This is a genomic window from Streptomyces europaeiscabiei, from assembly GCF_036346855.1.
Classification (GTDB): domain Bacteria; phylum Actinomycetota; class Actinomycetes; order Streptomycetales; family Streptomycetaceae; genus Streptomyces; species Streptomyces europaeiscabiei.
Genome location: NZ_CP107841.1, coordinates 3,352,673 through 3,372,512 on the forward strand (window position 1 = coordinate 3,352,673; position 19,840 = coordinate 3,372,512).

Annotated in this window: 14 protein-coding genes and 4 pseudogenes; 10 read left to right on the plus strand and 8 right to left on the minus strand. The window is 69.8% G+C overall.

All coding sequences use genetic code 11. The features are described 5' to 3' along the window. Positions 1 to 161 precede the first annotated feature (161 nt). A complete protein-coding gene (locus tag OG858_RS14540) occupies positions 162 to 1,889 on the plus strand; it encodes an MFS transporter (RefSeq protein WP_327723979.1) in 1,728 nt (575 codons plus the stop codon). Positions 1,890 to 2,376: 487 nt separating this feature from the next. On the opposite strand, the gene OG858_RS14545 is transcribed toward OG858_RS14540, so the two are convergent. Together OG858_RS14545 and OG858_RS14550 are read right to left on the minus strand one after the other, a co-directional pair. After that, positions 2,377 to 4,941, minus strand: coding sequence for a GH32 C-terminal domain-containing protein (locus OG858_RS14545; RefSeq protein WP_328544819.1), 2,565 nt, complete (start codon positions 4,939 to 4,941; stop codon positions 2,377 to 2,379). A gap of 1,212 nt (positions 4,942 to 6,153) precedes the next feature. Then, the gene (locus tag OG858_RS14550) at positions 6,154 to 6,552 is read right to left on the minus strand and encodes a DUF6223 family protein (protein ID WP_086748033.1); all 399 of its coding nucleotides are present in this window, start codon (positions 6,550 to 6,552) and stop codon (positions 6,154 to 6,156) included. A 231-nt stretch (positions 6,553 to 6,783) separates the two neighbouring features. Between OG858_RS14550 and OG858_RS14555 the strand changes: the two genes are divergently transcribed. Continuing rightward, positions 6,784 to 7,911 carry a sensor histidine kinase gene (locus OG858_RS14555; protein ID WP_319259451.1) on the plus strand — a complete coding sequence of 376 codons (1,128 nt, stop codon included), beginning with the start codon at positions 6,784 to 6,786 and terminating at the stop codon, positions 7,909 to 7,911. Continuing rightward, positions 7,908 to 8,567: a response regulator transcription factor gene (locus tag OG858_RS14560; protein WP_319259454.1), complete on the plus strand. Its 660-nt coding sequence runs from the start codon at positions 7,908 to 7,910 to the stop codon at positions 8,565 to 8,567. The genes OG858_RS14555 and OG858_RS14560 overlap by 4 nt, the downstream gene beginning before the upstream one ends. Positions 8,568 to 9,530: 963 nt before the next feature. Here the strand turns inward: OG858_RS14560 and OG858_RS14565 are convergent. Further along, entirely contained in the window at positions 9,531 to 9,812 is a 282-nt protein-coding gene (locus tag OG858_RS14565; protein WP_319259457.1) for a hypothetical protein, read from the minus strand. Here OG858_RS14565 and OG858_RS14570 point away from each other — a divergent pair. The 4 genes from OG858_RS14570 (at position 9,802) to OG858_RS14585 (ending at position 13,708) form a co-directional block, all read left to right on the plus strand. Beyond that, positions 9,802 to 10,452 carry a substrate-binding domain-containing protein gene (locus tag OG858_RS14570; RefSeq protein ID WP_319259460.1) on the plus strand — a complete coding sequence of 217 codons (651 nt, stop codon included), beginning with the start codon at positions 9,802 to 9,804 and terminating at the stop codon, positions 10,450 to 10,452. The two genes, OG858_RS14565 and OG858_RS14570, sit on opposite strands and share 11 nt — an antisense overlap. 722 nt (positions 10,453 to 11,174) lie before the next feature. After that, a complete protein-coding gene (locus OG858_RS14575; RefSeq protein WP_328544818.1) occupies positions 11,175 to 12,080 on the plus strand; it encodes an NADP-dependent oxidoreductase in 906 nt (301 codons plus the stop codon). A gap of 75 nt (positions 12,081 to 12,155) precedes the next feature. Beyond that, the gene (locus tag OG858_RS14580) at positions 12,156 to 13,217 is read left to right on the plus strand and encodes an alkene reductase (RefSeq protein ID WP_319259466.1); all 1,062 of its coding nucleotides are present in this window, start codon (positions 12,156 to 12,158) and stop codon (positions 13,215 to 13,217) included. A gap of 11 nt (positions 13,218 to 13,228) precedes the next feature. After that, entirely contained in the window at positions 13,229 to 13,708 is a 480-nt protein-coding gene (locus tag OG858_RS14585) for a MarR family winged helix-turn-helix transcriptional regulator (RefSeq protein WP_319064742.1), read from the plus strand. A gap of 333 nt (positions 13,709 to 14,041) precedes the next feature. On the opposite strand, the pseudogene OG858_RS14590 reads toward OG858_RS14585, so the two are convergent. The 5 genes and pseudogenes from OG858_RS14590 to OG858_RS14610 form a co-directional block, all read right to left on the minus strand. Then, positions 14,042 to 14,362 (minus strand): annotated as a pseudogene (locus tag OG858_RS14590) (helix-turn-helix domain-containing protein); the annotation flags it as partial. A 312-nt stretch (positions 14,363 to 14,674) separates the two neighbouring features. Continuing rightward, positions 14,675 to 15,832 carry a sialidase family protein gene (locus OG858_RS14595; protein WP_319317913.1) on the minus strand — a complete coding sequence of 386 codons (1,158 nt, stop codon included), beginning with the start codon at positions 15,830 to 15,832 and terminating at the stop codon, positions 14,675 to 14,677. Further along, on the minus strand, positions 15,820 to 16,356 hold the full coding sequence (locus OG858_RS14600; protein WP_086748042.1) for an RICIN domain-containing protein: 537 nt from the start codon (positions 16,354 to 16,356) through the stop codon (positions 15,820 to 15,822). The genes OG858_RS14595 and OG858_RS14600 overlap by 13 nt, the downstream gene beginning before the upstream one ends. Before the next feature lie 79 nt (positions 16,357 to 16,435). Beyond that, positions 16,436 to 16,936: an RICIN domain-containing protein gene (locus OG858_RS14605; protein ID WP_086748043.1), complete on the minus strand. Its 501-nt coding sequence runs from the start codon at positions 16,934 to 16,936 to the stop codon at positions 16,436 to 16,438. A 120-nt stretch (positions 16,937 to 17,056) separates the two neighbouring features. Then, positions 17,057 to 17,518 (minus strand): annotated as a pseudogene (locus tag OG858_RS14610) (helix-turn-helix transcriptional regulator); the annotation flags it as partial. Between OG858_RS14610 and OG858_RS14615 the strand changes: the two are divergent. The 3 genes and pseudogenes from OG858_RS14615 to OG858_RS14625 all read left to right on the plus strand — a co-directional run. Further along, positions 17,483 to 17,777, plus strand: a pseudogene (locus OG858_RS14615) (isoprenylcysteine carboxylmethyltransferase family protein); the annotation flags it as partial. The pseudogenes OG858_RS14610 and OG858_RS14615 overlap by 36 nt on opposite strands. After that, positions 17,774 to 18,795 (plus strand): annotated as a pseudogene (locus tag OG858_RS14620) (NAD(P)/FAD-dependent oxidoreductase). The pseudogenes OG858_RS14615 and OG858_RS14620, both read left to right, overlap by 4 nt. 633 nt (positions 18,796 to 19,428) lie before the next feature. Further along, a complete protein-coding gene (locus OG858_RS14625; protein ID WP_216725789.1) occupies positions 19,429 to 19,791 on the plus strand; it encodes a hypothetical protein in 363 nt (120 codons plus the stop codon). The last annotated feature ends 49 nt before the right edge of the window (positions 19,792 to 19,840 follow it).

The following is a 19,840-nucleotide window of genomic DNA, read 5'->3' on the forward strand; positions in this document are numbered from 1 at the left end:
GCACCTCACAACAGCTACGCGACACCAGGCCCGGTCAATCGACTTTGTCACATGATAAAGTCTGTCGAACGGATGCTCGCGGCGCTCCCTGCCGTTTGGTGCACCCGCCCCCTGCCCGCAGGGGCATCGCGTGGACCCCCTTCGTGAAAGGACCCCAGCTCATGCGTGTGTTCATGGACGAACCGGTCGAGAGAATGAACGGGCCCTACGCCCGGCGCTGGTGGGCTCTGCTCGTGCTCTGTCTGAGCCTGCTGATGATCGTGATGGCCAACACCGCCCTCACGGTCGCGGCTCCCTCCATGACCCAGGACCTCGGTCTGTCCAGCACGGACCTGCAGTGGGTGATCGACGCCTACACCATCCCTTACGCCGCCCTGATGCTGCTGTTCGCGGCGATCGGCGACAAGTACAGCCGGCGCGGCGCGCTCGTCCTCGGGCTCGTCCTGTTCGGCGGCGGAGCAATCTGGGGTTCACTGGTCGACAGCGCGGCCGGAGTCATCGCGGCCCGTGCGGTGATGGGTGTCGGTGCGGCGCTCATCATGCCCGCCACGCTCTCCCTGCTCGCCGCGACCTTCCCGCGCGCCGAGCGGACCAAGGCGATCACCTTGTGGGCGGGCACCGCCGGTTTCGCCATCGCCGCCGGACCGCTGATCGCGGGCATGCTGTTGGAGAGCTTCAGCTGGCAGTCCACCTTCCTGACCAACGTTCCCGTGATCGCCCTCGCCATCGTCGGCGCCTTCGTCCTGGTACCGCCGTCCAAGGCCACGCACGCGCCGCGGATCGACTACGTCGGTGGGCTGCTGTCGGTGGTGTGGATCGCCGCGCTGGTCTTCACGCTCATCGAGGCCCCGCACGGCTGGGACGTCAAGGCGGTCACGGGCACGGTCGTCACGGTCGTGGGGCTCGTGGTGTTCGTCCTCTGGGAGCTGCACCACCCGCACCCCCTCCTCGACCTGCGCCGTTTCGCGAACCGCGCGTTCACGGGTGCCAACATCGCCGTCGTACTGTTCCTTCTCGCGGTCTTCGGCGCCTTCTTCTTCCTCACCCAGCACCTCCAGTTCGTCCTGCGGTACGACGCGCTGGAGACCGGCATACGCATGCTGCCGCTCGCCGGCGCGGTCTTCCTCGGCTCCGCGCTGACCGGCTACCTCACCCCGCGCATCGGCATGAAGGCGACGATCGTCGCGGGCATGGCCGGCGGCACGCTGGCACTCGCACTGCTCACCCAGGTCGACAGGTCGTCGTCGTACGGCGATTTCGTGGCACCCCTCTTCGCACTCGGGCTCGCGATCGGCCTGGCGCTCTCGCCCTGCACGGACGCGATCATGGGAGCGTTCCCCGAGGAGGAGCTGGGCGTGGGCAGCGCGGTCAACGACACCTCGCAGGAACTGGGCGGGGCGATCGGCATCGCCATCCTCGGTTCGCTGCTGTCGACCTCGTACTCGTCGAACCTGTCGGACGCAACCGCCGGCAGCAACCTCCCGGCCGACGCACTGAGCCAGGCGCAGGACTCGGTCGCCGCCGGGTACTCGGTCGCCGAGGGCATCGGCGACCAGGCACGGCAGCTCGCCGAACAAGCAGCGCGGGCGGCCGACCCGCAGCAGGCCGCACAGCTCCAGGAGCAGGCCGACCAACTCACCGACGGCGCCCACCGGATGGCGGACGCGGTCAGCGCGTCCTTCGCGGACGCGGTGGCTCACACCAGCCTGGTGGGCGCGGCGATCCTGGGAGTGGGGGCGGTGTCCGTGGCCCTGCTGCTTCCGGGCAAGGGCCGCAGTGCAGAAGCACGGGCCAGGAACAGGGCCAGGGCCAGGGCCAGGGCCGGAGCAGAGATCAGGACCTCGGTCGCTCAGGAGAAGGAGCCCGAGTTCACCCACTCGAATCCGTGATCCCCCGTCACGTTCCTCGGGTCCCGCCAGAAGGCCGCCGGCCTCCGAGCCCGGTGTGACCGCACCTGCACCCCGGTCACCGGGGCGAGCGCCTCGACCAGGCGGCCGCCCAGCGTTACTTCCCCGCTCCGTCCAGGATGCGGCTGGGCGCTGCGGGCGACCAACCGTAGAAAGCCATCGGTGGCGGTATCAGGAGCATGCGGTGTTCCGTCGCCGAAGGGGGACATCGGCGCGGCCGGGCACCGGCGTGGCGGGAAGAGGGGCAGGCATTCGAATGCAGGCGATGGCCGAGGGCACCGGAATGCGGTCCAATGCGCCTCTGGGCCTGGCTTCGGGGCATGGCCCGGATGCTGCCCTCATGTATTCGCTGGTGGGGGCTGCCTGCCACGGCACCGGCTCTTCCGGAGGAGCGTACCGACGTGGGCCGGGCCGTGACCTTGCAGGGAGGCACGCTAGTCGCGGCCTCGCGTCGTGTCGCGCGGCGGTCTCAACGGTCGTGGGCGGAGTCGAGGTGCCAGACGACGGCCTTGTCGAGCTTCACGGTGCCGTTCTCGGCGAAGAACTCCACTCCCTGGCTGGCGGGGTCGGGGAAGATCTGGTCGGTGATCACCGCTTCGCCGTTGCCGCCGAAGACCTCGACGGAGGACCAGTCGACGAGGATCCGCAGCTTGACCTTGCCGTTCTTGGGCTTCAGGGGTGCCGTCTGGACGCCGGGGAAGGTGCTGTTGAAGTCCACGGCGCCGGAGCGGGTGCGGTCGACGTACAGCTCCTGTGTCGTGCTGTCGTAGCCGATGACGGTCTCCTCGCCGTTCGCGCCCGTGCGGACCTTCAGGCCGAAGCGGTCGGCGTCCTCGAGGGAGAACGTCGCCTGGATGTCGAGGGCTTTGCCCTTGGCCGCGGGGCCGATCAAGGCCTTGGAGGTGTCCTTGACGGTGAGGTCGGACGCGGACACCGCGTGCGGCCGGCGCAGGGACTCCAGGCTGTCGACCGGATTGCTGATCAGGCGGATCCGACCGTCGACCGTGCGCAGGGCCATCTCCCGGGGGACGCTCTGCGCGCCGCGCCAGGGGGAGGTGGGGACGGCACCGCTGTAGTCCCAGTTGCTCATCCAGCCGACCATGTACCGCTTGCCGTCCGGGGCGTCCTCCCAGGACACGGCGGCGTAGTAGTCCTTGCCGTGGTCGGCCCAGTCGGCGCGCTGCACGACGGACTTGGCGGCGGTGTCGGCTTCGGTGAACCGGTCGGCCAGGATGTGGCCCCAGCCGGCGTTGTTCATGTCGACGACCTGGATCTTCGCCTTCTTGCCGGCGTAGGGACGCAGGTCGAAGGAGGCCCAGTCCAGGGTTTCGCTGTTGGCACCGGTGGCGCTGCGGACGACCTGACCGTCGACGACGAGGTTGACGGACGTCTCCTGGGAGACGCGCGGGGCCAAGGCGTCGGACAGCATGATGTGGTCGACGTTGAGGTGGCCCCAGCCGCCGGTGTTGTCGTCGACGATCCTGATCCGCGCCTGCTTGCCGGCGAGAGCGCCGACGTCCCAGGAGGCCCAGTTGAGCGCCTCGCTGTCCTTTCCGGTGGCGCTGCGCACCACTTCGCCGTCGACGAGGAGTTCGACGGCGGTCGGGTCGGCCGAGCCGGCGGGGTGGTTGCCGCCGCCGATGAGGAAGTTGAGGTGCTTCTTGTCGATGGTGAACTCGGGCGAGGTGAGCGTGCCGGTGGTGGAGTCGCCGTTCAGGTAGGAGTTGACCAGGCCGTCGCCCAGGAATCCGGAGACTTCCTGCTGGTTGGGGAGGGTGCCGGTGGCCGGTGCCGGCCCGAAGGCGTCTCCGGTCGTCGTCCAGTCGCCGTAGCTGCCGCCTTCGAAGTCGGCGAGGACCGTACCCTCGGGCGGCGGTCCCTGCTCCAAGACGGTTCCGGCCTCGTGCGGGTGACGTCCGCCGCCGACCTTGAAGTTCAGGTAGGGGCTGTCGACGGTGAATTCGGGTGAGGTGAGGGTGCCGGTGGTGCCGTCACCGGAGTGGAAGCTGTTGGCGAGGCCCTTGCCGTCGAAGCCCTCGACAGTCCCCTGCCCGGCCAGCGCCCCGGCCGCCGGTCCGTCGCCGAAGGCGGTGCCGGTCGTCGTCCACGTACCGAAGTCGGCGTTCTCGAAGTCCTGCACCACCGTGCCGGTGGGCGGGGTGTAGGTGCCCTTGTCGTCGGCGGTGAACTTCTTGCCGTCGAAGTCGCCGACGAAGTACTGGGCGGCCGAACCACCGGCGATGCCACCGGGGTTGATGTTGACGACCAGGACCCACTTGATCTTCTTCTTGTTCCCGTCGACCGCGAGGGGGAACAGGTCGGGGCACTCCCACACACCGCCGGTCGCGCCGGCCGGCCCGAACTCGCTCTGCAGCTCCCAGTCCTTGAGGTTCTTCGACGAGTAGAACCGCACCTTGTGCTCGGTGGACAGCGACACCGTCATCAGCCAGCTCTGGGTCGGCGCGTACCACTGGACCTTGGGGTCGCGGAATTCCTTGGAGCCGATGTCGAGGACGGGGTTGCCCTGGTACTTGGTCCAGGTGCGGCCCCGGTCGGTGCTGTAGGCGAGCGACTGGGCCTGCTTGCCGCCGTTCTTGTAGGCGCTGGTGTAGATCGCCACCATCGCCGGGTTCTCCTTCGTGCCGAACCCGGTGGTGTTGTCCCGGTCGACGACCGCGCTGCCGGAGAACACCATCTCCTCGTCGTCGTGCGACAGGGCGAGCGGCAGCTCCTCCCAGTGCACGAGGTCCCGGCTCACCGCATGCCCCCAGGACATGTCGCCCCAGGAGTTGCCGTTCGGGTTGTACTGGTAGAAGAGGTGGTACTCGCCCTCGTAGTACACGAGCCCGTTGGGATCGTTCATCCAGTTCTTCTCCGGAGTGAAGTGGAACTGGGGCCGGTAGGTCTCGGAGTACGCAGGGGTGTCGGCGGCAACGGCCTGGGGGGCGAGCGGGGCCGCGGACAGGGCGCAGACGGTCGCCACCGCCGCGATCATCCGTATACGGGCATGCCGGGGTACACGTCCAGAGCTCATGAGGTCTCCTGTGCTGTGGCCGTCCGGGCGGCGGAGCGTGCTGCCCCCGCGGACCGGCCGAAAAGTGACGCCTTGCAGTGCCGTCGTCCACGGCGGTCGGCAAGAAATGTCATCGTTGACTTGTGTCATCGATGACATCGAGTGGCCCGATAATGAGGGCAATCCGACCAGTGCGTCAACAGCCCCGGAGCGATGTGGTCCCCGGGCAGCTCGCCGTTGCGGCACGGGCGGCCGGTTGTCGCGAGCCGCCCCAACTGGCCTTGCCACGGCGGACCGTGCCCGTCTCCCCGGCAGACGGACCACTGAGGACCGGCGAGCAGGCGGACTTCCTGAACCAGTGGGGCCGCCGTCATGGACGAACCCGCCGCCGCCCTGGACGGCGCGCGTTCGCGTTGCCTGTCGCCGTCTCTCGACGACGTCGCCGGGCCACGAGTTCGTAACGAGCCGTTGACAGGGGCGCCCCGCGAGGTGTCAGTCGTGTGCATCTCTGTCAGCCTTGCGCGGTCCTTGTCGGTTGGTTCTTGTCGTTGGTTCTTGTCGGTCGGTTGGTCCTTGTCGGTTGGGTTCTTGTCCTTGCGGTCCCTCCCTGGTCCCTGCCGCTCCCTGCCGCTCCCTGAGAGACCTGTCCGACACGGAATCCTGGGCGCCACTCCAGCTCAGCGGAGGCAGTCGAACCATGAGACGCAGCGATTTTCCCTTCCAACGCGCAGAGGCCCCTCCCCTCTACTCGGAGCGGAGCCTCTTTGACCGTTGTCGCAGGCCAGACGTCTGCAACCAGGATGTCGATCATTGCTGTGCCACGGCAGGTCGGGCTGTACCGCGTCGGTGCGAGCGCGCTTCGGGCGCGCGGCGTGGAGGACGAAACCTCCGCCGGGGCCTCCCGGCTTCCTGTCGTCGAGGGCGGAGCGGCGTACAGGCGGAGCGGCCCGCCAACGTCGAACCTCCCCTGGGTGTACATCGCGGTCACCTGGAGCCGCCAGGCCCTTCGGCTCGGCCCCGATGACGCCCACCTCGGCGATCAGCCGGATCACCCCCGGCGGCAAGCGCCACCCGTCCACCTGCGGACCGGGCCCGCTCGTGCCGTGGTCGGCCGTGCCCGAGCCCGCTACGGCCTCGTACGGGCTCATCCACCAGTCCGAAGAGGGCTCGCCCCGGACTCACAGGTCCGGACTCACAGGTCCGGGCTGACCGTCAGCGTGGGCCCGGCGGTGCTCATGAGGCGGACCCGAACTCCCGCTCGTGTTGGAAGCTGTCGGCGGTCCGCGCAGGCCGTCGGGAGCGAGCGAGAGCGCGCCCGCCGAGGACCAGGGCGATCAGCCCCAAGGGGATGGCAGCGATGGCTCCCAGAATCCCGTTGCCGGTGCCGGGGCCACCATGGGCGGTGGCCAGGTGCAGCGCCGCGAGGGCCGTGCCGACCAGGCCCACCGCCATGGCCGCCATGGCGCCGGTGCGCGCGTTGCCGGTGCTGATACGGCCCGCGACGCGGGCCAGAGCCAGCCGGCCAAGGGCCACGCCGATCGCCCCCACCCCAAGGGCCAGATTGGCCCCCGTCCGCCCGTTGCCGATGACTCCCCCCTCGGCGGCCACCATCAGGACATCTGTTGCGCTCATGCCACTCTCCTCCTCCGTGCGCGGCGAGTTCCGCAGTTTCGCTGTGCCTTGAGCGTGCCTGCCGACCGCACCACTGGTCGTCCGGCGAGCGCAGTCTCTTCGGACTGCCGTCGACATGGCAGGCACCTGCTGCGCCTGCGGCAGGCGGCGGGCGACTACCGCGGGTGCGGTAGTCGCCCTCTCGTCCGCAGGCGGGACTCTCCCGCAGCGGCGTCCGGCTAGGGTGCACGCATGGACACAGGGCGTTTTCGTGTCCCGGCCGGTGCCATGGACTGGGCGATTGCCGTCAGCGTGGCGGCACTGCTGCTGGGAACCGGGCTGTGGGAGCAGCATCGGGCCGGAAAGCTCGAACTGTTCGGCTCCGTGCTGCTGGTGGCGGGCGGCCTGGCGCTGCTCGCGCGTCGCAGGGCTCCGATCGCCGTGCTGGCCATCACCGGCCTGTGCGCGGTGGGCTACGAGGCGGCGGGATTCGAGGTGCTCGCTGTCTCGTACCTGGTTGCGGTGTACGGCGCCGTGCGGGCCGGGCACCGTGCCCTGACGGTGGCGGTATCCGTGTCTTTGCTCGTCGTCCTTCCTCTCACGGCGCTGGTCTTCCGCGAAGGGCCGCCGCGCGAGGCGTTCGCACAGGCCCGGAACGTACTGGAGATCGCCTGGCTGATCGCCGCCTTTGCCGCCGGGGAGGCGCTGCGGCAGGCCGAGCGGCGGGCGGACGAAGCCGAGCGCACCCGGGAGGAGACCGCTAGGCGCCGCGCGGATGAGGAGCGGCTGCGCATCGCGCGGGAGTTGCACGATTCCCTCACCCACCAGATTTCGATCATCAAGGTGCAGTCCGAGGTCGCCGTCCACGTAGCCCGCAGGCGCGGTGAGCACGTACCCGAGACGCTGCTCGCGATCCAGACGGCGGGGCGGGAGGCGACCCGGGAGCTACGCGCGACTCTGGAGGCCCTGCGTGGCGACGACACCACCCCGCCGCAGGGCCTTGAGCAGGTACCGGAACTGGTGGAGCGCGCCCGTTCGATGGGCCTCGGCGCGACGCTGACGATCGAAGGACCACGGCACGACGTGCCGGCCGCGGTGGGCCGGACCGCCTACCGCATCGTCCAGGAGGCACTGACCAACACCGCACGGCATGCCTGCGCCACCACCGCGGCAGTCCGGATCGAATACCGATTCGACGCGCTGTGCGTCCAGGTGGACGACGACGGCAAGGCCACTCCTGATAACGCCCCGGCCCCCGGCCTCGGGCTGATCGGCATGCACGAACGCGTCACCGCCCTTGGCGGCCAGTTGCGCGCGCAGCCGCGCACCGAGCACGGTTTCACCGTCCAGGCCGAACTCCCCGTGGAACGAGCATCATGATCCGTGTCCTGCTGGTCGACGACCAGCCGCTCATCCGCAGCGGCTTCCGCGCGCTTCTCGACCTCGAGGACGACATCGACGTGGTGGCCGAAGCCGCCGATGGCGAAGAGGCGTTGGTGCTCATCAAGGAGCGTCTGCCCGACGTCGCGCTCATCGACATCCAGATGCCGGTCATGGACGGCATCGAGACGACCCGGCGCATCGCCGCGGACCCGGCCCTGGCCGACGTGCACGTCGTCATACTGACCAACTACGGCATGGACGAATACGTCCTCGACGCGCTGCGCGCCGGCGCCGCCGGGTTCCTGGTCAAGGACATCCTGCCGGAGGACCTCCTGCACGCCGTACGAGTAGCCGCCCGCGGCGACGCTCTGCTCGCCCCGTCCATCACCCGCAAGCTGATCCACCGGTACGTCACCCAGCCGCTCCCCACCATCAGTGCCGCGCTGGAGGAGCTGACCAGCCGCGAGCGCGAAGCGGTCGCCCTGGCCGCACAGGGCCTGTCCAACGACCAGATCGCCGGCCACATGGTGATCAGCCCGATGACCGCGAAAACCCACATCAACCGGGCCATGACCAAACTCCGCACCCGCGACCGGGCCCAACTCGTGGTCCTCGCCTACGAATCCGGCCTGGTCACCCCGCGCAACCGCTGACAGCCAGGCAACGGTTGCCGACTTCGCCGTGGCGGTGACTGGTCAAGTGCGCGGACAGTCGGCCGACGCGGCGATGATCCCGAGTGCGCCGGCTCCCAGCAGGGCGCTCACCACTCGAAGATGAACAAGGCCCGTTGGTGACCGGCCCACCGGCCTGACCAGTCGAACCGCAGGGCTCCACGCAAGAGGGTCGAGCAACCCATCGAGGCCGTTTCCTCTTCAGGCCGTTTCCTCTTCAGGCCGTTTCCCAGATCCATCGGCCATCGCCAGGACGCTCTCTCAGCGGCCACCTGCCGCCGGCGCGAACCAGATGCGCCATCGGCACGCAGACCGCCGACATCCCTGGACGACATCACTGATCGAGCGACACGAAGGCGACAGTGCCCCAAAAACACGATGAACAGCCGACGTCGCCCTACCCGCCGCCCACGCGCCCGCCGTGCCGGTATCCGCACTGCCTTCGCTGTCGGCCCGGTACTCGACTGCCGCGCGGGGGACCCCAACCCGTGCCGCGCAACCTGCACATGGGACGACGAATCGGCGTGGAGACACCGTCGGCGTGGAGACACCGTCGGCGTGGACACGGCTGCGTCGTCCCGGTCCCTGTCCGGTCCCTGGACCTTGGTATCGAGTCTCAGGGCAGTCGCCCGGACGGCGACCGACAACCACGATCAGCCCGAAGGAGCGGAGCCCCTCGGATCACGTGGAGCTCGCCGAACTCACCGAGGATGAGCCAGGCTCTGTCCGGTCGGCGGGGAGTGACACCGGACAGACCCTGGCGGTTCGAGGAGGGTCGTTGCGCCTGGTGCGAGCCCTACGCCTTGAGCCAGACCGCCTGTTCGGGTTCCAGTCGCCCGTCCGCGACCGGGCCGCTGGCCAGCAGGATCGCGGTGGTTTCGGGCAGTTGGTACGCCTCGGCGGCGAGGTTGACGACGCAGGTGAAGCCGAGTTCTCGGTGGAAGGCTAGGACTCCTTCGGAGGCATCGAGGTGGCGTCGCCGGTCTGTGCCGCCACGCTCCGCTCGCTCCAGTCGGCGGGCTGGGGCAGCCAGGGTCCGGCATAGGCGTCGTCGGAGCTGAAGCCGAACGGCTCCGCCTGTCCCGACCAGGGAATCGGGACGCGGCAGCCGTCGCGGCCTCGGTCGGTGTGGCCGGAACGTTCCCAGATGGGGTCCTGGAGGACGTCCACGGGGAGGTTCTCGACCTCGGGCAGGCCGAGTTCGTCGCCCTGGTAGATGCCGGTCATCTACATCAGCCAGCACGTCAAAGGCCGTCCCAGCGTCTACGTCGACGACGTTGCCGCCGCCTGCAAGGCCACCCGCCACCTGATCAACCTCGGACACCGCCGGATCGCCTTCGCCCACACCGTCAACGCCCGCGGCTTCAGCTTCAGTTCACGCGAGCGCCTCATCGGCTACCAACAGGCGCTCACCGAGGCGGACATGCCCCTGGACGACGACCTCGTGGTCACCACCTCGCCTCGCGACAAACGCGGCACCACTCAGGCGGTCGGAAACCTGCTGAGCCTGCGCGAACCACCCACCGCGATCTTCGCCGAGCAGGACGAACTGGCCGCCGCTGTCGTCGCGACCCTGCGCACCGTGCAGATCGAGGTACCCCAGCGCGTCTCCGTCCTCGGCTTCGACGACCAGCTGATGGCCGAATGGCTCGACCTGTCCACCGTGGCCCAGTCCCCGTCCGACATGGGTCGCGCCGCCGCCGAACTGGCATTGGAACTCATCAACGACCCCGAGGCGGACCGCGGCCGACACGTCGTCCTGCCCACTCACCTGATCCCACGAGGAACCACGGCCCCGCCACCAGCCCTCCACCGCGAGCAGGAGAGTTCCGGCGGACTTCCGGACGGCGCGGGCCGCAGGTCCTGAGACTCCTGCGGCCCGACTGTGAGCGCCGCCGCGGCATTCCGGCGATCGCATGGCCTCCGCCTGTGGACCGGGTTTGCAGCTGCCCGTTGTCCAGTCGGTCAGGGCCCCTCCGGCCGGCGGGGATCGACACCGGAGAGGCTGCCGCCCGCAGACGGGCACTCGCCATACGTCCGCGGCGGCGCCGACCGGCCGGCCCACTCCCCGAATGCAGGCACTTCCTTGGGGTGAGGTCGTCGCGCAAGCACAGGAAGCGGACGGGGTGGCGGCACCGACTCCGGACGACCGCTCGTCGACAGGGAACTCCGCAATCAGGTCGGGCCGTACGGCGCGCCAGGCCTCCCGCCCGGAACGGGCGAACACCGAACTGATGGCGCGGCCGGGGAAGAGGGACGCGGAGCTGGAGACTGCCCGGGCGGCCAACCGCGAGCCGACCCGGACCCGAACCAGAAGGAAGCCGCGCACCACCAGGGCCCTGGCCGGCCCTGGCGTCCGGCTTCAAGGCGAGGTAGCCCTTGACTGCGGGAGGCACGCTCCGGCGGGGCACCTCCCGCCCCGACCGCCGCCCCGACTGCCGCCCCGACTGCCGCCCCGAGGAGACGACGCGACCGCGACCGGTCATGCCCAGCCCGAGCGACAGCAAATACTTGGCTAGCCACACGTTTACTGTTACGTTAGTTATGTGTCTAGCCACCTAAATGGGTGGCGGCGCGAGAGGAGTCGTCATGAAAGCCATCCTGTTCGACCGTTTCGGTGGCACGGAAGTGCTGCGCGAGGCGGACATCGAGGTCCCGCGGCCCGGCCCCGGGCAGATCCGCGTCCGCGTCAGGGCGGCCGGGCTGAACGCGCTGGACGGCAAGATCCGCTCGGGGGCGATGGAGGCCGTGTTCCCCACGCCGCTCCCCGCCGTCCCCGGCGGAGAGCTCGCCGGTGTGGTGGACGCCCTGGGTGAGGGCGTGCGGGATGTGCAGGTGAGTGACGAGGTGCTGGGCTGGTCGGACACCGGCTCGTACGCCGAGTACGCGCTGGCCACCACCGTGGCCCCCAAGCCCGCCGGACTCGACTGGCAGCACGCGGTCGCGCTGCCGGTGGCGGGCGCGACGGCCGAGCGGGTCCTGGACCTGCTCGGCGTCGCCGCCGGGGAGACCGTGCTGATGCACGGCGCGGCCGGAGCGGTCGGAACCCTGGCGGTCCAGCTCGCCACGGCCCGCGGGGCGCGTGTCATCGGCACCGCCGGCCCCTCCAACCAGGAATACCTCACCGCGCTCGGCGCCACCGCGACCCTCTACGGCGAGGGCCTGGTCGAACGGGTCCGGGCGCTCGCCCCCGAGGGCGTGGACGCGGTGTTCGACCTGGCCGGGAAGGGAGCCCTTGAGGACTCGATCGCCCTGCGGGGCGGCACCGAGCGCATCGTCACCATCGCCGACTTCCGCGCGCACCAGCTCGGCATCACCTTCGCCAGCAGTCCGAAGGAACGCTCGGCCGCCCGCCTGGCCGCCCTGGCCCAGGCCGCCGCGACCGGCAAGGTCGTCACCACCGTCACCGCCTACCCGCTCGACCAGGCCGCCACCGCCCAGCAGGTCAGCGACGCCGGGCATGTCCGGGGAAAGCTCGTCCTCACCCTCGACTGATCACGCCCGCCTCTCCTTCCGCCACCCCCGCTTCCCCGATCACCACCTGTTCATCACCTCACCGAAGGACCATTCATGCTGCACTCCCTGTGGACACCGACCACCGTCGGTGGCATCTCCCTCCCGCACCGCCTGGTCATGGCCCCCATGACCCGTGACCGCTCCACACCTGAAGGCGTCCCCACCGAGCTGAACGCCGAGTACTACGCCCAGCGGGCCTCGCACGCGCTCACCATCACCGAGGGCACCCAGCCCTCCACCGACGGCCAGGGCTACCTCCTCACCCCCGGCATCCACAACGACGAGCAGATCGCCGGCTGGCGCAAGGTCACCGACGCCGTGCACGCGGCCGACGGCCGGATCGTCATCCAGCTGATGCACACCGGACGCATCGCCCACCCCGCCAACACCCCCCACGGGCGCCGGCCGGTCGCCCCTTCGGCGATCCGGCCGCAGGGCGCGATGTTCACCGCGTCCGGGCCCCAGGAGATGCCGACGCCCCGTGCCCTGTCGACGCAGGAGGCCGCGGCGACCGTCGACGACTTCCGCCGCGCCGCAGCGGCCGCCGTCGCGGCAGGCGCCGACGGCGTGGAGATCCACGGCGCCAACGGCTACCTGGTGCACCAGTTCCTGTCCGACAACACCAACCAGCGCACCGACCGCTACGGCGGTTCCCTCGACAACCGCATCCGCTTCGCCGTCGAGGTCGCCACCGCCGTGGCCGACGAGATCGGCGCCGACCGCACCGGCCTGCGCATCTCCCCCGGCAACCCCTACAACGACATCGCCGAGTCCGACACCGCCGAGCTGTATCCGGCGCTCATGCGTGCCCTCGGCCCGCTCGGCCTCGCCTACCTCCACGTGATCCACGCCGACGACGACGCACTGCTGGGCACCCTGCGCGCACTGTGGCCGACCACGCTGATCCTCAACCGGGCCGGCACCGACCTGCCCACGCGCGCCAAGGACATCGACCACGGCACGGCCGACCTGGTCTCCGTCGGCGCCCTCGCGCTCGCCAACCCGGACCTGGTCGAGCGGCTACGCTCTGACGCGCCGCTGAACACCCCCGACCCGGCGACCTTCTACGGCGGCGGAGTGGCCGGATACACCGACTACCCCACCTACACCGTCTGAGGAAGCGAACCATGACCGCCCCCACACCCCGCACCCCGACCACGGCCGACGAGGGGCCGATGAGCTACGCGATCTTCCAGCTCGCCCGCGCTCACCGGGCCCGCGCCGCCGCCATGCTCCGCGAGATGGACCTGCATCTCGGACAGGAACTGCTGCTGATGCACCTCCTCGACCGGGACGGTCAGACCCAGTCCGAGCTGCTCGAAAGCGTCGGCCTGGACCACTCCACCGTCTCCAAGTCCCTACGCCGCATGCAGGACTCCGGCCTGCTCGTCCGCGAGCCGGCCGAACACGACCGGCGCGTCATGGTCGTCCACCTCACCGACAAGGGCCGTGCCATGCGCGAGCCCCTGGCAGCCATGTGGCGGGCCCTGGAGGAGACCTCCGCGCTGAACCTGTCGGCGCAGCAGGCAGAGTCCTTCGTCCGCACCGCCTACGCCATCGCCGACGCGATCAACGGCCGCGCTCTTCCGCAAGAAGAGTCCGAGTAACTCCCCTCGATCTGCACCCGGTTCCGGTCGGAAGAAGCCCTGTGAGCCGAGCCGGCGGACGTGGCGGCACCGCGGGGACGGCGAGCCCTTCCCCGCTTCACCGGGGACCGGTGGCGCGGTCTTGTTCTTGCCGCTGACCGGAAAGTCCAGGTCGAGGGCATCGAACGTGAGCGTGCAGACGGTCACGGGTGAACACCTGCAGCGCCTTCCACCTTTGTCCCGTGGTCCTGGGGCAGCAAGGTGGAAGGACGACTCACCATGGTGAAACGGCGACACGCGGCCCCGACGGAGTTCGCTGCCGGGACCCCTGGCCGAGAATGTGCAACGCCGCCTTCACTGCTGACTCCGATGCGCCTGACGGAAAGCGCCGGGAGCGACACCGGTGTGGCGGGTGAAGAACTTTCCGAAGTTGGTGGGTTCGTCGAAGCCGAGGCGGCGGGCGATGGTCGCCACCGGATCGCCGGTGTGGGCGAGCAGGCGTTGGGCCTCCAGGGCGACGCGGCCGTCTATGACGTGCTTGACGGGCTGCCCGGTGGCGGCGGTGCAGGCGCGGGTGAGGGTTTTGACGCTGCAGCCGAGGTGTTGTGCGTAGTCGGCGGCGCGGCGGGTGGTGGCGTACCGGCGTTCCACCTCGACCGCTGACCCGGCCGCCGGAGTGAACCGCCCCGGTTCGAATGGAGACTCGATTCCGTGTAAGGATCAGAGTCATGGCACATCCCTCCTCCTATCCCTCCGAGCTGCGCAAGCGCGCGGTGCGCATGGGTGCCGAGGTCCGCGGTGACTACCCGACCGAGTCCGCCGCGATCAACGCGGTGATGGCGAAACTCGGCATCGGCTCGGATCTCGGGCTCGGGTGCCGCGGTCATGGCCGGGGCCTTTCGGTCGTACGGGTCTGTGGGCGCCCCATGCTGCCGTACCCCCTGGCCGGCGGGCGGCGACAGGGGGTACGGCGGTTGCGGTCGAGGATCAGGGAGCGTCGGAGATGTCCAGCTTGTTCACCTTGATGCGGGTGGTGTCGAACTCCCAGGTGACGAAGAACTTGCCCGGCGCGTACTCGTCGGCCATCGGGTACGTGTCCCAGCCCGCGCCGGTGCCGGCCGGTGTCGGGTCCTCCTGGCTCACGGGGCCGTCGGCGAAGAACTTGGCCGCGCTCCAAGCCGTCGCGCCGGGGCGCTTGGTCTTGTAGTAGAGGGCCGGGCGGGTGTTGGTGTCGCCGGTCGTGTAGATGTACAAGAGCTGGCCGTTGCTGTCCTTGCCGAAGTAGCTCCTGGCCGCGTTGTTGCTCGGCAGACCGGTGGCGGCTGTGAAGGCCGTCCAGCTCGCGCCGCCGTTGGTACTCGTGGCCGTCATGGCGTTGGCGTTGTCGGCGCGGGCGACCATGATCAGCGTGTTCGGGTCGTCCGGCGAGACGACGATCTGGTTCTCACCGGCCTTGACCCCGGTGGCGTTCCCGTTCGAGACGGTGCCGCCCTTCGTCCAGGTCTTCAGGTCCGGGTTCGTGGCGATCAGCACCCCGTTCTCCCGGCCCGTGCCCCAGTACGGGAGGACGGTGTTGCCGTTGGCCAGCTTGATCGGACGGCCGGAGATGGCGAGGTTGCCGATGGTCGGCATGGTGACGGGGTAGTCCTGCCAGGTGTGGCCCTCGTCGGTGCTGCGCTTGACGACGGTGGCGGTGATCGGAAGGCCGTCGTTGTTCCAGCCGTCCCCGTCCGTCTCGCTCGTGTCCGCGACCGGGGTGCGCCCGAGGAACGCGAACAGCTCGCTGCCCGACTTGTAGAGCATCACGTAGTGCCAGGCGTACTGGTCTGTCTCCTGGGCCAGCGTCAGGGGGCGGCTCCAGGTCGCGCCACCGTCGGTGGTGTAGGAGTACCGCATGTAGCCCATGTCCCGGTTGCCGGGCCGCAGGCCTTCCCGCCAGGCCACGACCGCGTTGCTGGCGCTCGTGCTGATGATGTCCGGGGTACGGGGGCCGTCGCCGCCGGTCACCGTGTTGGTGTACACGGTCTTCTCGGCCGACGTGCCCTCGGCGGAGGCCGGGCCCGGCATCAGCAGGCCGGTCAGGACGGCGAGGGCGAGTGCGGTCATGAGCACGGTCCAGCCGCGCTTGCGGATCACCACAGCCATTCCCGGTCCAGGTTCGGAGCCGTCTCGGTCACGGCGTCGCAGTTCCACTGGATGGCCTCCGTGCCGGCGGTCGTGGTGCTGTTGGGGATGGCCAGGCACAGTCCGGTCCTGGCGTTCCTCAGCTGGTCGAGCCCGTCGTGGACCCAGACCTGCTCGTCGTTCTGCGTGTCCTGGCACGGCCACTGGATGGCCTTGACGCCGAGCGTCGTGCTCCCGCTGGGGATGGCCAGACACTGGCCGCTCGCCTTGTTGACCACGTGGTAGCCGCCGCCGGTCATCGGCTGGAGGGACCAGTAGTTGCTGTCGCTGTTGCTGCACGTCCACTGGATCATCACGGTGCCCTGGTCCTGGTCGGAGCCCGGGTTGGCCAGACAGAGGCCGGTGCCCATGTTGTAGAGGCGGGCGTTGACGACTGCCTCGGCTGTCTCGGCCGCCGACGCCGTGCCGGTCAGGGCAGAGCCGGTGAGCAGAGGCGCGTTCAGCATCGCGATGGCCGCCATGGTGGCGGCGATGCGTCTTCTCATTCGGAAGTTTCCTTAGCCGTTCCTGCTGTTGCCGAAGGAGCAGCGGCCCTCGTGGGGAGGGCCGCTCCGGCGGTTCCTTCTACCAGACCCACACCTGGTCGCCGCTGGTGGTGCAGGTCCACTGGATTGCCTCGGTGCCGTTGGTGGTGCTGGAGTTGGGGATGGCCAGGCACTTGTCGCTGTTCAGGTTGCGCAAGCGGTTGGCGCTGTCGTGGATCCAGATCTGTTCGCTGCCGCCGTTGCAGGTCCACTGGATGGCCTGGGTGCCGATGGCCGTGCTGGCGTTCGGCATGGCGAGACACTTGTTGCTGTTCAGGTTTCTGACGATGTACCGGTCGCCGTTTCCGCCCGCGACCGACTCCAGTTGCCACTGCTGCTCGCTGTTGCCGCTGCATGTCCACTGGACCAGACCGACGCCGTTGGCCGTGTTCGCGCCGGGGACGGCCAGACACTTCGCGGTCGCGGCGTTGTAGAGCGTCTCGTAGGCGGTCGCTGCCGCGTTGGCCGGTGTGGCGAAGGCGACGGCGCACACCCCCGTGGCCGCGACTGCCGAGAGCTTCGTCAGTGACTTCATGATCATGACAGCAAGTACCTCTCTGATTTCGTCGATGTGCCGGTGGCGCAGGTGCCTGATCAGGATGCAAGGTGACTGCTGATGGAGTCGTTAGCTATGGGTCTCCACTGGGACTTGGCTGTGCGTCTACTCCCGCTCCAGGCATGCGCGAAGGCGGGACTCCATGGGCGACATCCCGTACGCCCTGCGATGGGCACGGGTGAAGTCGGAGGCGCGCGGCAGGCCCCAGCGGGCGGCGATGGTATGGATCGGCGTGGTGCGCAGCGCGGGGTCCGCGAGGTCGCGGCAGGCGCCCTCCAGACACTGCCGGCGGATCCAGGAGGCGACCGTCTCGCCCCGCTGCTGTTCCTGGAAGACGCGGTGCAGATGGCTGACGGAGATGTGGTGCGCGGCGGCGATCACGGGCGGCGTCACCTCCAGATCGTGCAGGTTCTGCCGGATGAACGCCCGGATGCGTTCCGTCACGGCCCGGTGGCGGGTCTCCGGCGGCAGGGCGCGTTCCGCCTCCCGTACCTGGGCGATCCAGGCCGACAGCAGGTCGAGGACGACCCTTCCCAGGCGCTGCGGTGGTGGTGCGTCCACGCTCTGGACCCCCGGTAACACCTGGGTGATCGTCGTACCCGGCCTGCCGCTGGTGACGGGAGGTCCCTACCGGTGGCGGTGGCTGCGGCATCCGAACTACGTGGCCGTCGTCGCCGAGGGCCCGGCCCTGCCACTCGCCCACACGGTCTGGGTCACCGCGGCCGTGTTCACGGTGCTCAACGCCGCCCTGCTCACGGTCCGCATCCGCTGCGAGAACCGGTCGCTCGCCGCCGCGACCACACCGGCCACGCCCGCTCCGGCATGATCGACCTACTGGTGGCCGGCGGCGGACCGGCCGGTCCGCCGCCGCCATCCACGCCGCGCTCGCCGGCCTGGAGACCGTCGTCGTCGAACCCCGGACCTCGCCGGTGGACAAGGCCTGCGGAGAAGGTGTCATGCCCAGTGGCGTCACCGCGCTGCGGGTACTGGGCATCGAAAAGGTCACCGGCCGCGAACTGCGCGGCATCCGCTACATGGACGGCACCACCCACGTCGAAGCGTCCTTCCGCGGCCGCAGCGGGCTGGGAGTCCGCCGTACGACGCTGCACTCCGCGCTGCACCAGCGCGCGCTCGGCCTCGGCGTGCGCATGCTGCCGGGCAAGGTCGGCGAGGTGGGCCAGAGCGCGGACACGGTCACCGCCGCCGGGATCACGGCCCGTTGGCTGATCGCCGCCGACGGTCTGCACTCCCCGGTGTGCCGCGGCCTGGGGCTGGAACTGCCGGGCCGCCCCCACGGCCGCTACGGACTGCGCCGGCACTTCTGCGTCGAACCGTGGACGGACTTCGTGGAGGTCCACTGGTCCCGGCACGGCGAGGCCTACGTGACACCGGTCGGCGACGACCTGGTGGGCGTCGCGATCCCCAGCCGCAGCCGTCGCGGGTACAACGAACACCTGGCCGCCTTTCCGGCTCTCACCGCGTCGCTGCGCGGCCCGGCGACGACGGAGGTGCGCGGCGCCGGACCGCTGCGACAGCGGGTGCGGCGCAGAGTCGCCGGCCGGGTCCTGCTCGTCGGCGACGCCGCGGGCTACCTGGACGCCCTTCCCCTCACCGGCGAGGGCATCGCCCTCGCACTGGCGACGGCCGGGGCCGCCGTCCGCTGCCTGGCCGCCGGACAACCGGACGCGTAAGAGCGCGCCTGGGCCCGGCTGACCCGGCGCCACCGGCTGCTGACCGGGGCCCTGCTGGCCGCGGGCCGCCGACCTGGCACCGCCCGCATCATCGTCCCCGCGGCGTCCCGCATGCCCCCGCTGTTCTCAGCCGCCGTCCGCGCACTTCAGTAGTGGCCCGGCCCTTTTTCACGCCGAGAGTGAACGAAGCTTAAACGTATACGCTCTCGGCGCCACTGAAGGTGGGTCACTGCAGCAGAGGGCCGAGTAACCCCTCGGGGCCGTTTTCTCTTGGGGCCGTTTCCTCGCCCCCTCTGCCATCGTACGGACGCCCGCTCAGCGGTCACCTGCTTCCACTCAGTTCATGGCCCGCTATCGGCACACAGGCCGCCAACCCCTGGACGACATCGAGGATCGAGCGACACGAAGGCGACAGTCCCTCCACAGCACAGGCAGCAGCCGACGCCGCCCTACCCCGGCCTGCGCACCAGACGTACCGGCATCTGCGCCGCCTCCGCCGCAGGCCCGGTACTCGACTCGCCGCGCTGTGGATGGCAGCCCCACACCCACACAACAAGCCCGGTTGCCGCCGGGTTCCTGGACCTGCCCAGCCTGTAACCCCAAGGGCCTCCTTACCGGCGTCTGGGCCATGCCCGCGCACGGGACGCTGGGGGCTAAGCAACGCGGTTCGCGTCAGTTCAACCCGATTGGTCCATCCAAAGCCGCGATTTCGTTACCTCCCCTCTTTGACCCCGGTTGGGTGCGGCAGCGGTGGCCGAGGGGCGCCGCCCTAAGGGAAGGCAGCCAATGAAGGGGATTCTCCGGACGGCATTTGTCGTGGCGTCCGTTGTGGGCGCCGCGGTGTTCGGCGGAGTCGCGTCGGCCGACGAGGGCGACACGTTCCAGCGTGATTCCACCAACATCTCGACGTCGAACAACCTGGACCACAACTGTGGCCAGGTCCGCTACGGATTCTGCAACCAGACCAACACCTTCAACCCCGTGGTGCTTTTGAGCATCCGCGATCTGCTGCTGGGCAGTGGCGATGACGGTGACACCGGCAGTTCCGGCAGCAGCGGTTCCTCGGGATCCTCGGGCAGCAGCGGTTCCTCGGGTTCCTCGGGCAGCAGCGGTTCCTCGGGCAGCAGCGGCGCCTCGTCCGCCGGCTGAACACCACACGGGCGGCAGCCCGCCCATGACGACGTAACGGAATCCGGAC

Bases quoted from the DNA above. Each gene is read 5' to 3' on its own strand.
- OG858_RS14540 (WP_327723979.1), top strand. From the start codon at position 162: ATGCGTGTGTTCATGGACGAACCGGTCGAGAGAATGAACGGGCCCTAC.
- OG858_RS14545 (WP_328544819.1), bottom strand. From the start codon at position 4,941: ATGAGCTCTGGACGTGTACCCCGGCATGCCCGTATACGGATGATCGCG.
- OG858_RS14550 (WP_086748033.1), bottom strand. From the start codon at position 6,552: ATGAGCGCAACAGATGTCCTGATGGTGGCCGCCGAGGGGGGAGTCATC.
- OG858_RS14555 (WP_319259451.1), top strand. From the start codon at position 6,784: ATGGACACAGGGCGTTTTCGTGTCCCGGCCGGTGCCATGGACTGGGCG.
- OG858_RS14560 (WP_319259454.1), top strand. From the start codon at position 7,908: ATGATCCGTGTCCTGCTGGTCGACGACCAGCCGCTCATCCGCAGCGGC.
- OG858_RS14570 (WP_319259460.1), top strand. From the start codon at position 9,802: ATGCCGGTCATCTACATCAGCCAGCACGTCAAAGGCCGTCCCAGCGTC.
- OG858_RS14565 (WP_319259457.1), bottom strand. From the start codon at position 9,812: ATGACCGGCATCTACCAGGGCGACGAACTCGGCCTGCCCGAGGTCGAG.
- OG858_RS14575 (WP_328544818.1), top strand. From the start codon at position 11,175: ATGAAAGCCATCCTGTTCGACCGTTTCGGTGGCACGGAAGTGCTGCGC.
- OG858_RS14580 (WP_319259466.1), top strand. From the start codon at position 12,156: ATGCTGCACTCCCTGTGGACACCGACCACCGTCGGTGGCATCTCCCTC.
- OG858_RS14585 (WP_319064742.1), top strand. From the start codon at position 13,229: ATGACCGCCCCCACACCCCGCACCCCGACCACGGCCGACGAGGGGCCG.
- OG858_RS14595 (WP_319317913.1), bottom strand. From the start codon at position 15,832: ATGGCTGTGGTGATCCGCAAGCGCGGCTGGACCGTGCTCATGACCGCA.
- OG858_RS14600 (WP_086748042.1), bottom strand. From the start codon at position 16,356: ATGAGAAGACGCATCGCCGCCACCATGGCGGCCATCGCGATGCTGAAC.
- OG858_RS14605 (WP_086748043.1), bottom strand. From the start codon at position 16,936: ATGATCATGAAGTCACTGACGAAGCTCTCGGCAGTCGCGGCCACGGGG.
- OG858_RS14625 (WP_216725789.1), top strand. From the start codon at position 19,429: ATGAAGGGGATTCTCCGGACGGCATTTGTCGTGGCGTCCGTTGTGGGC.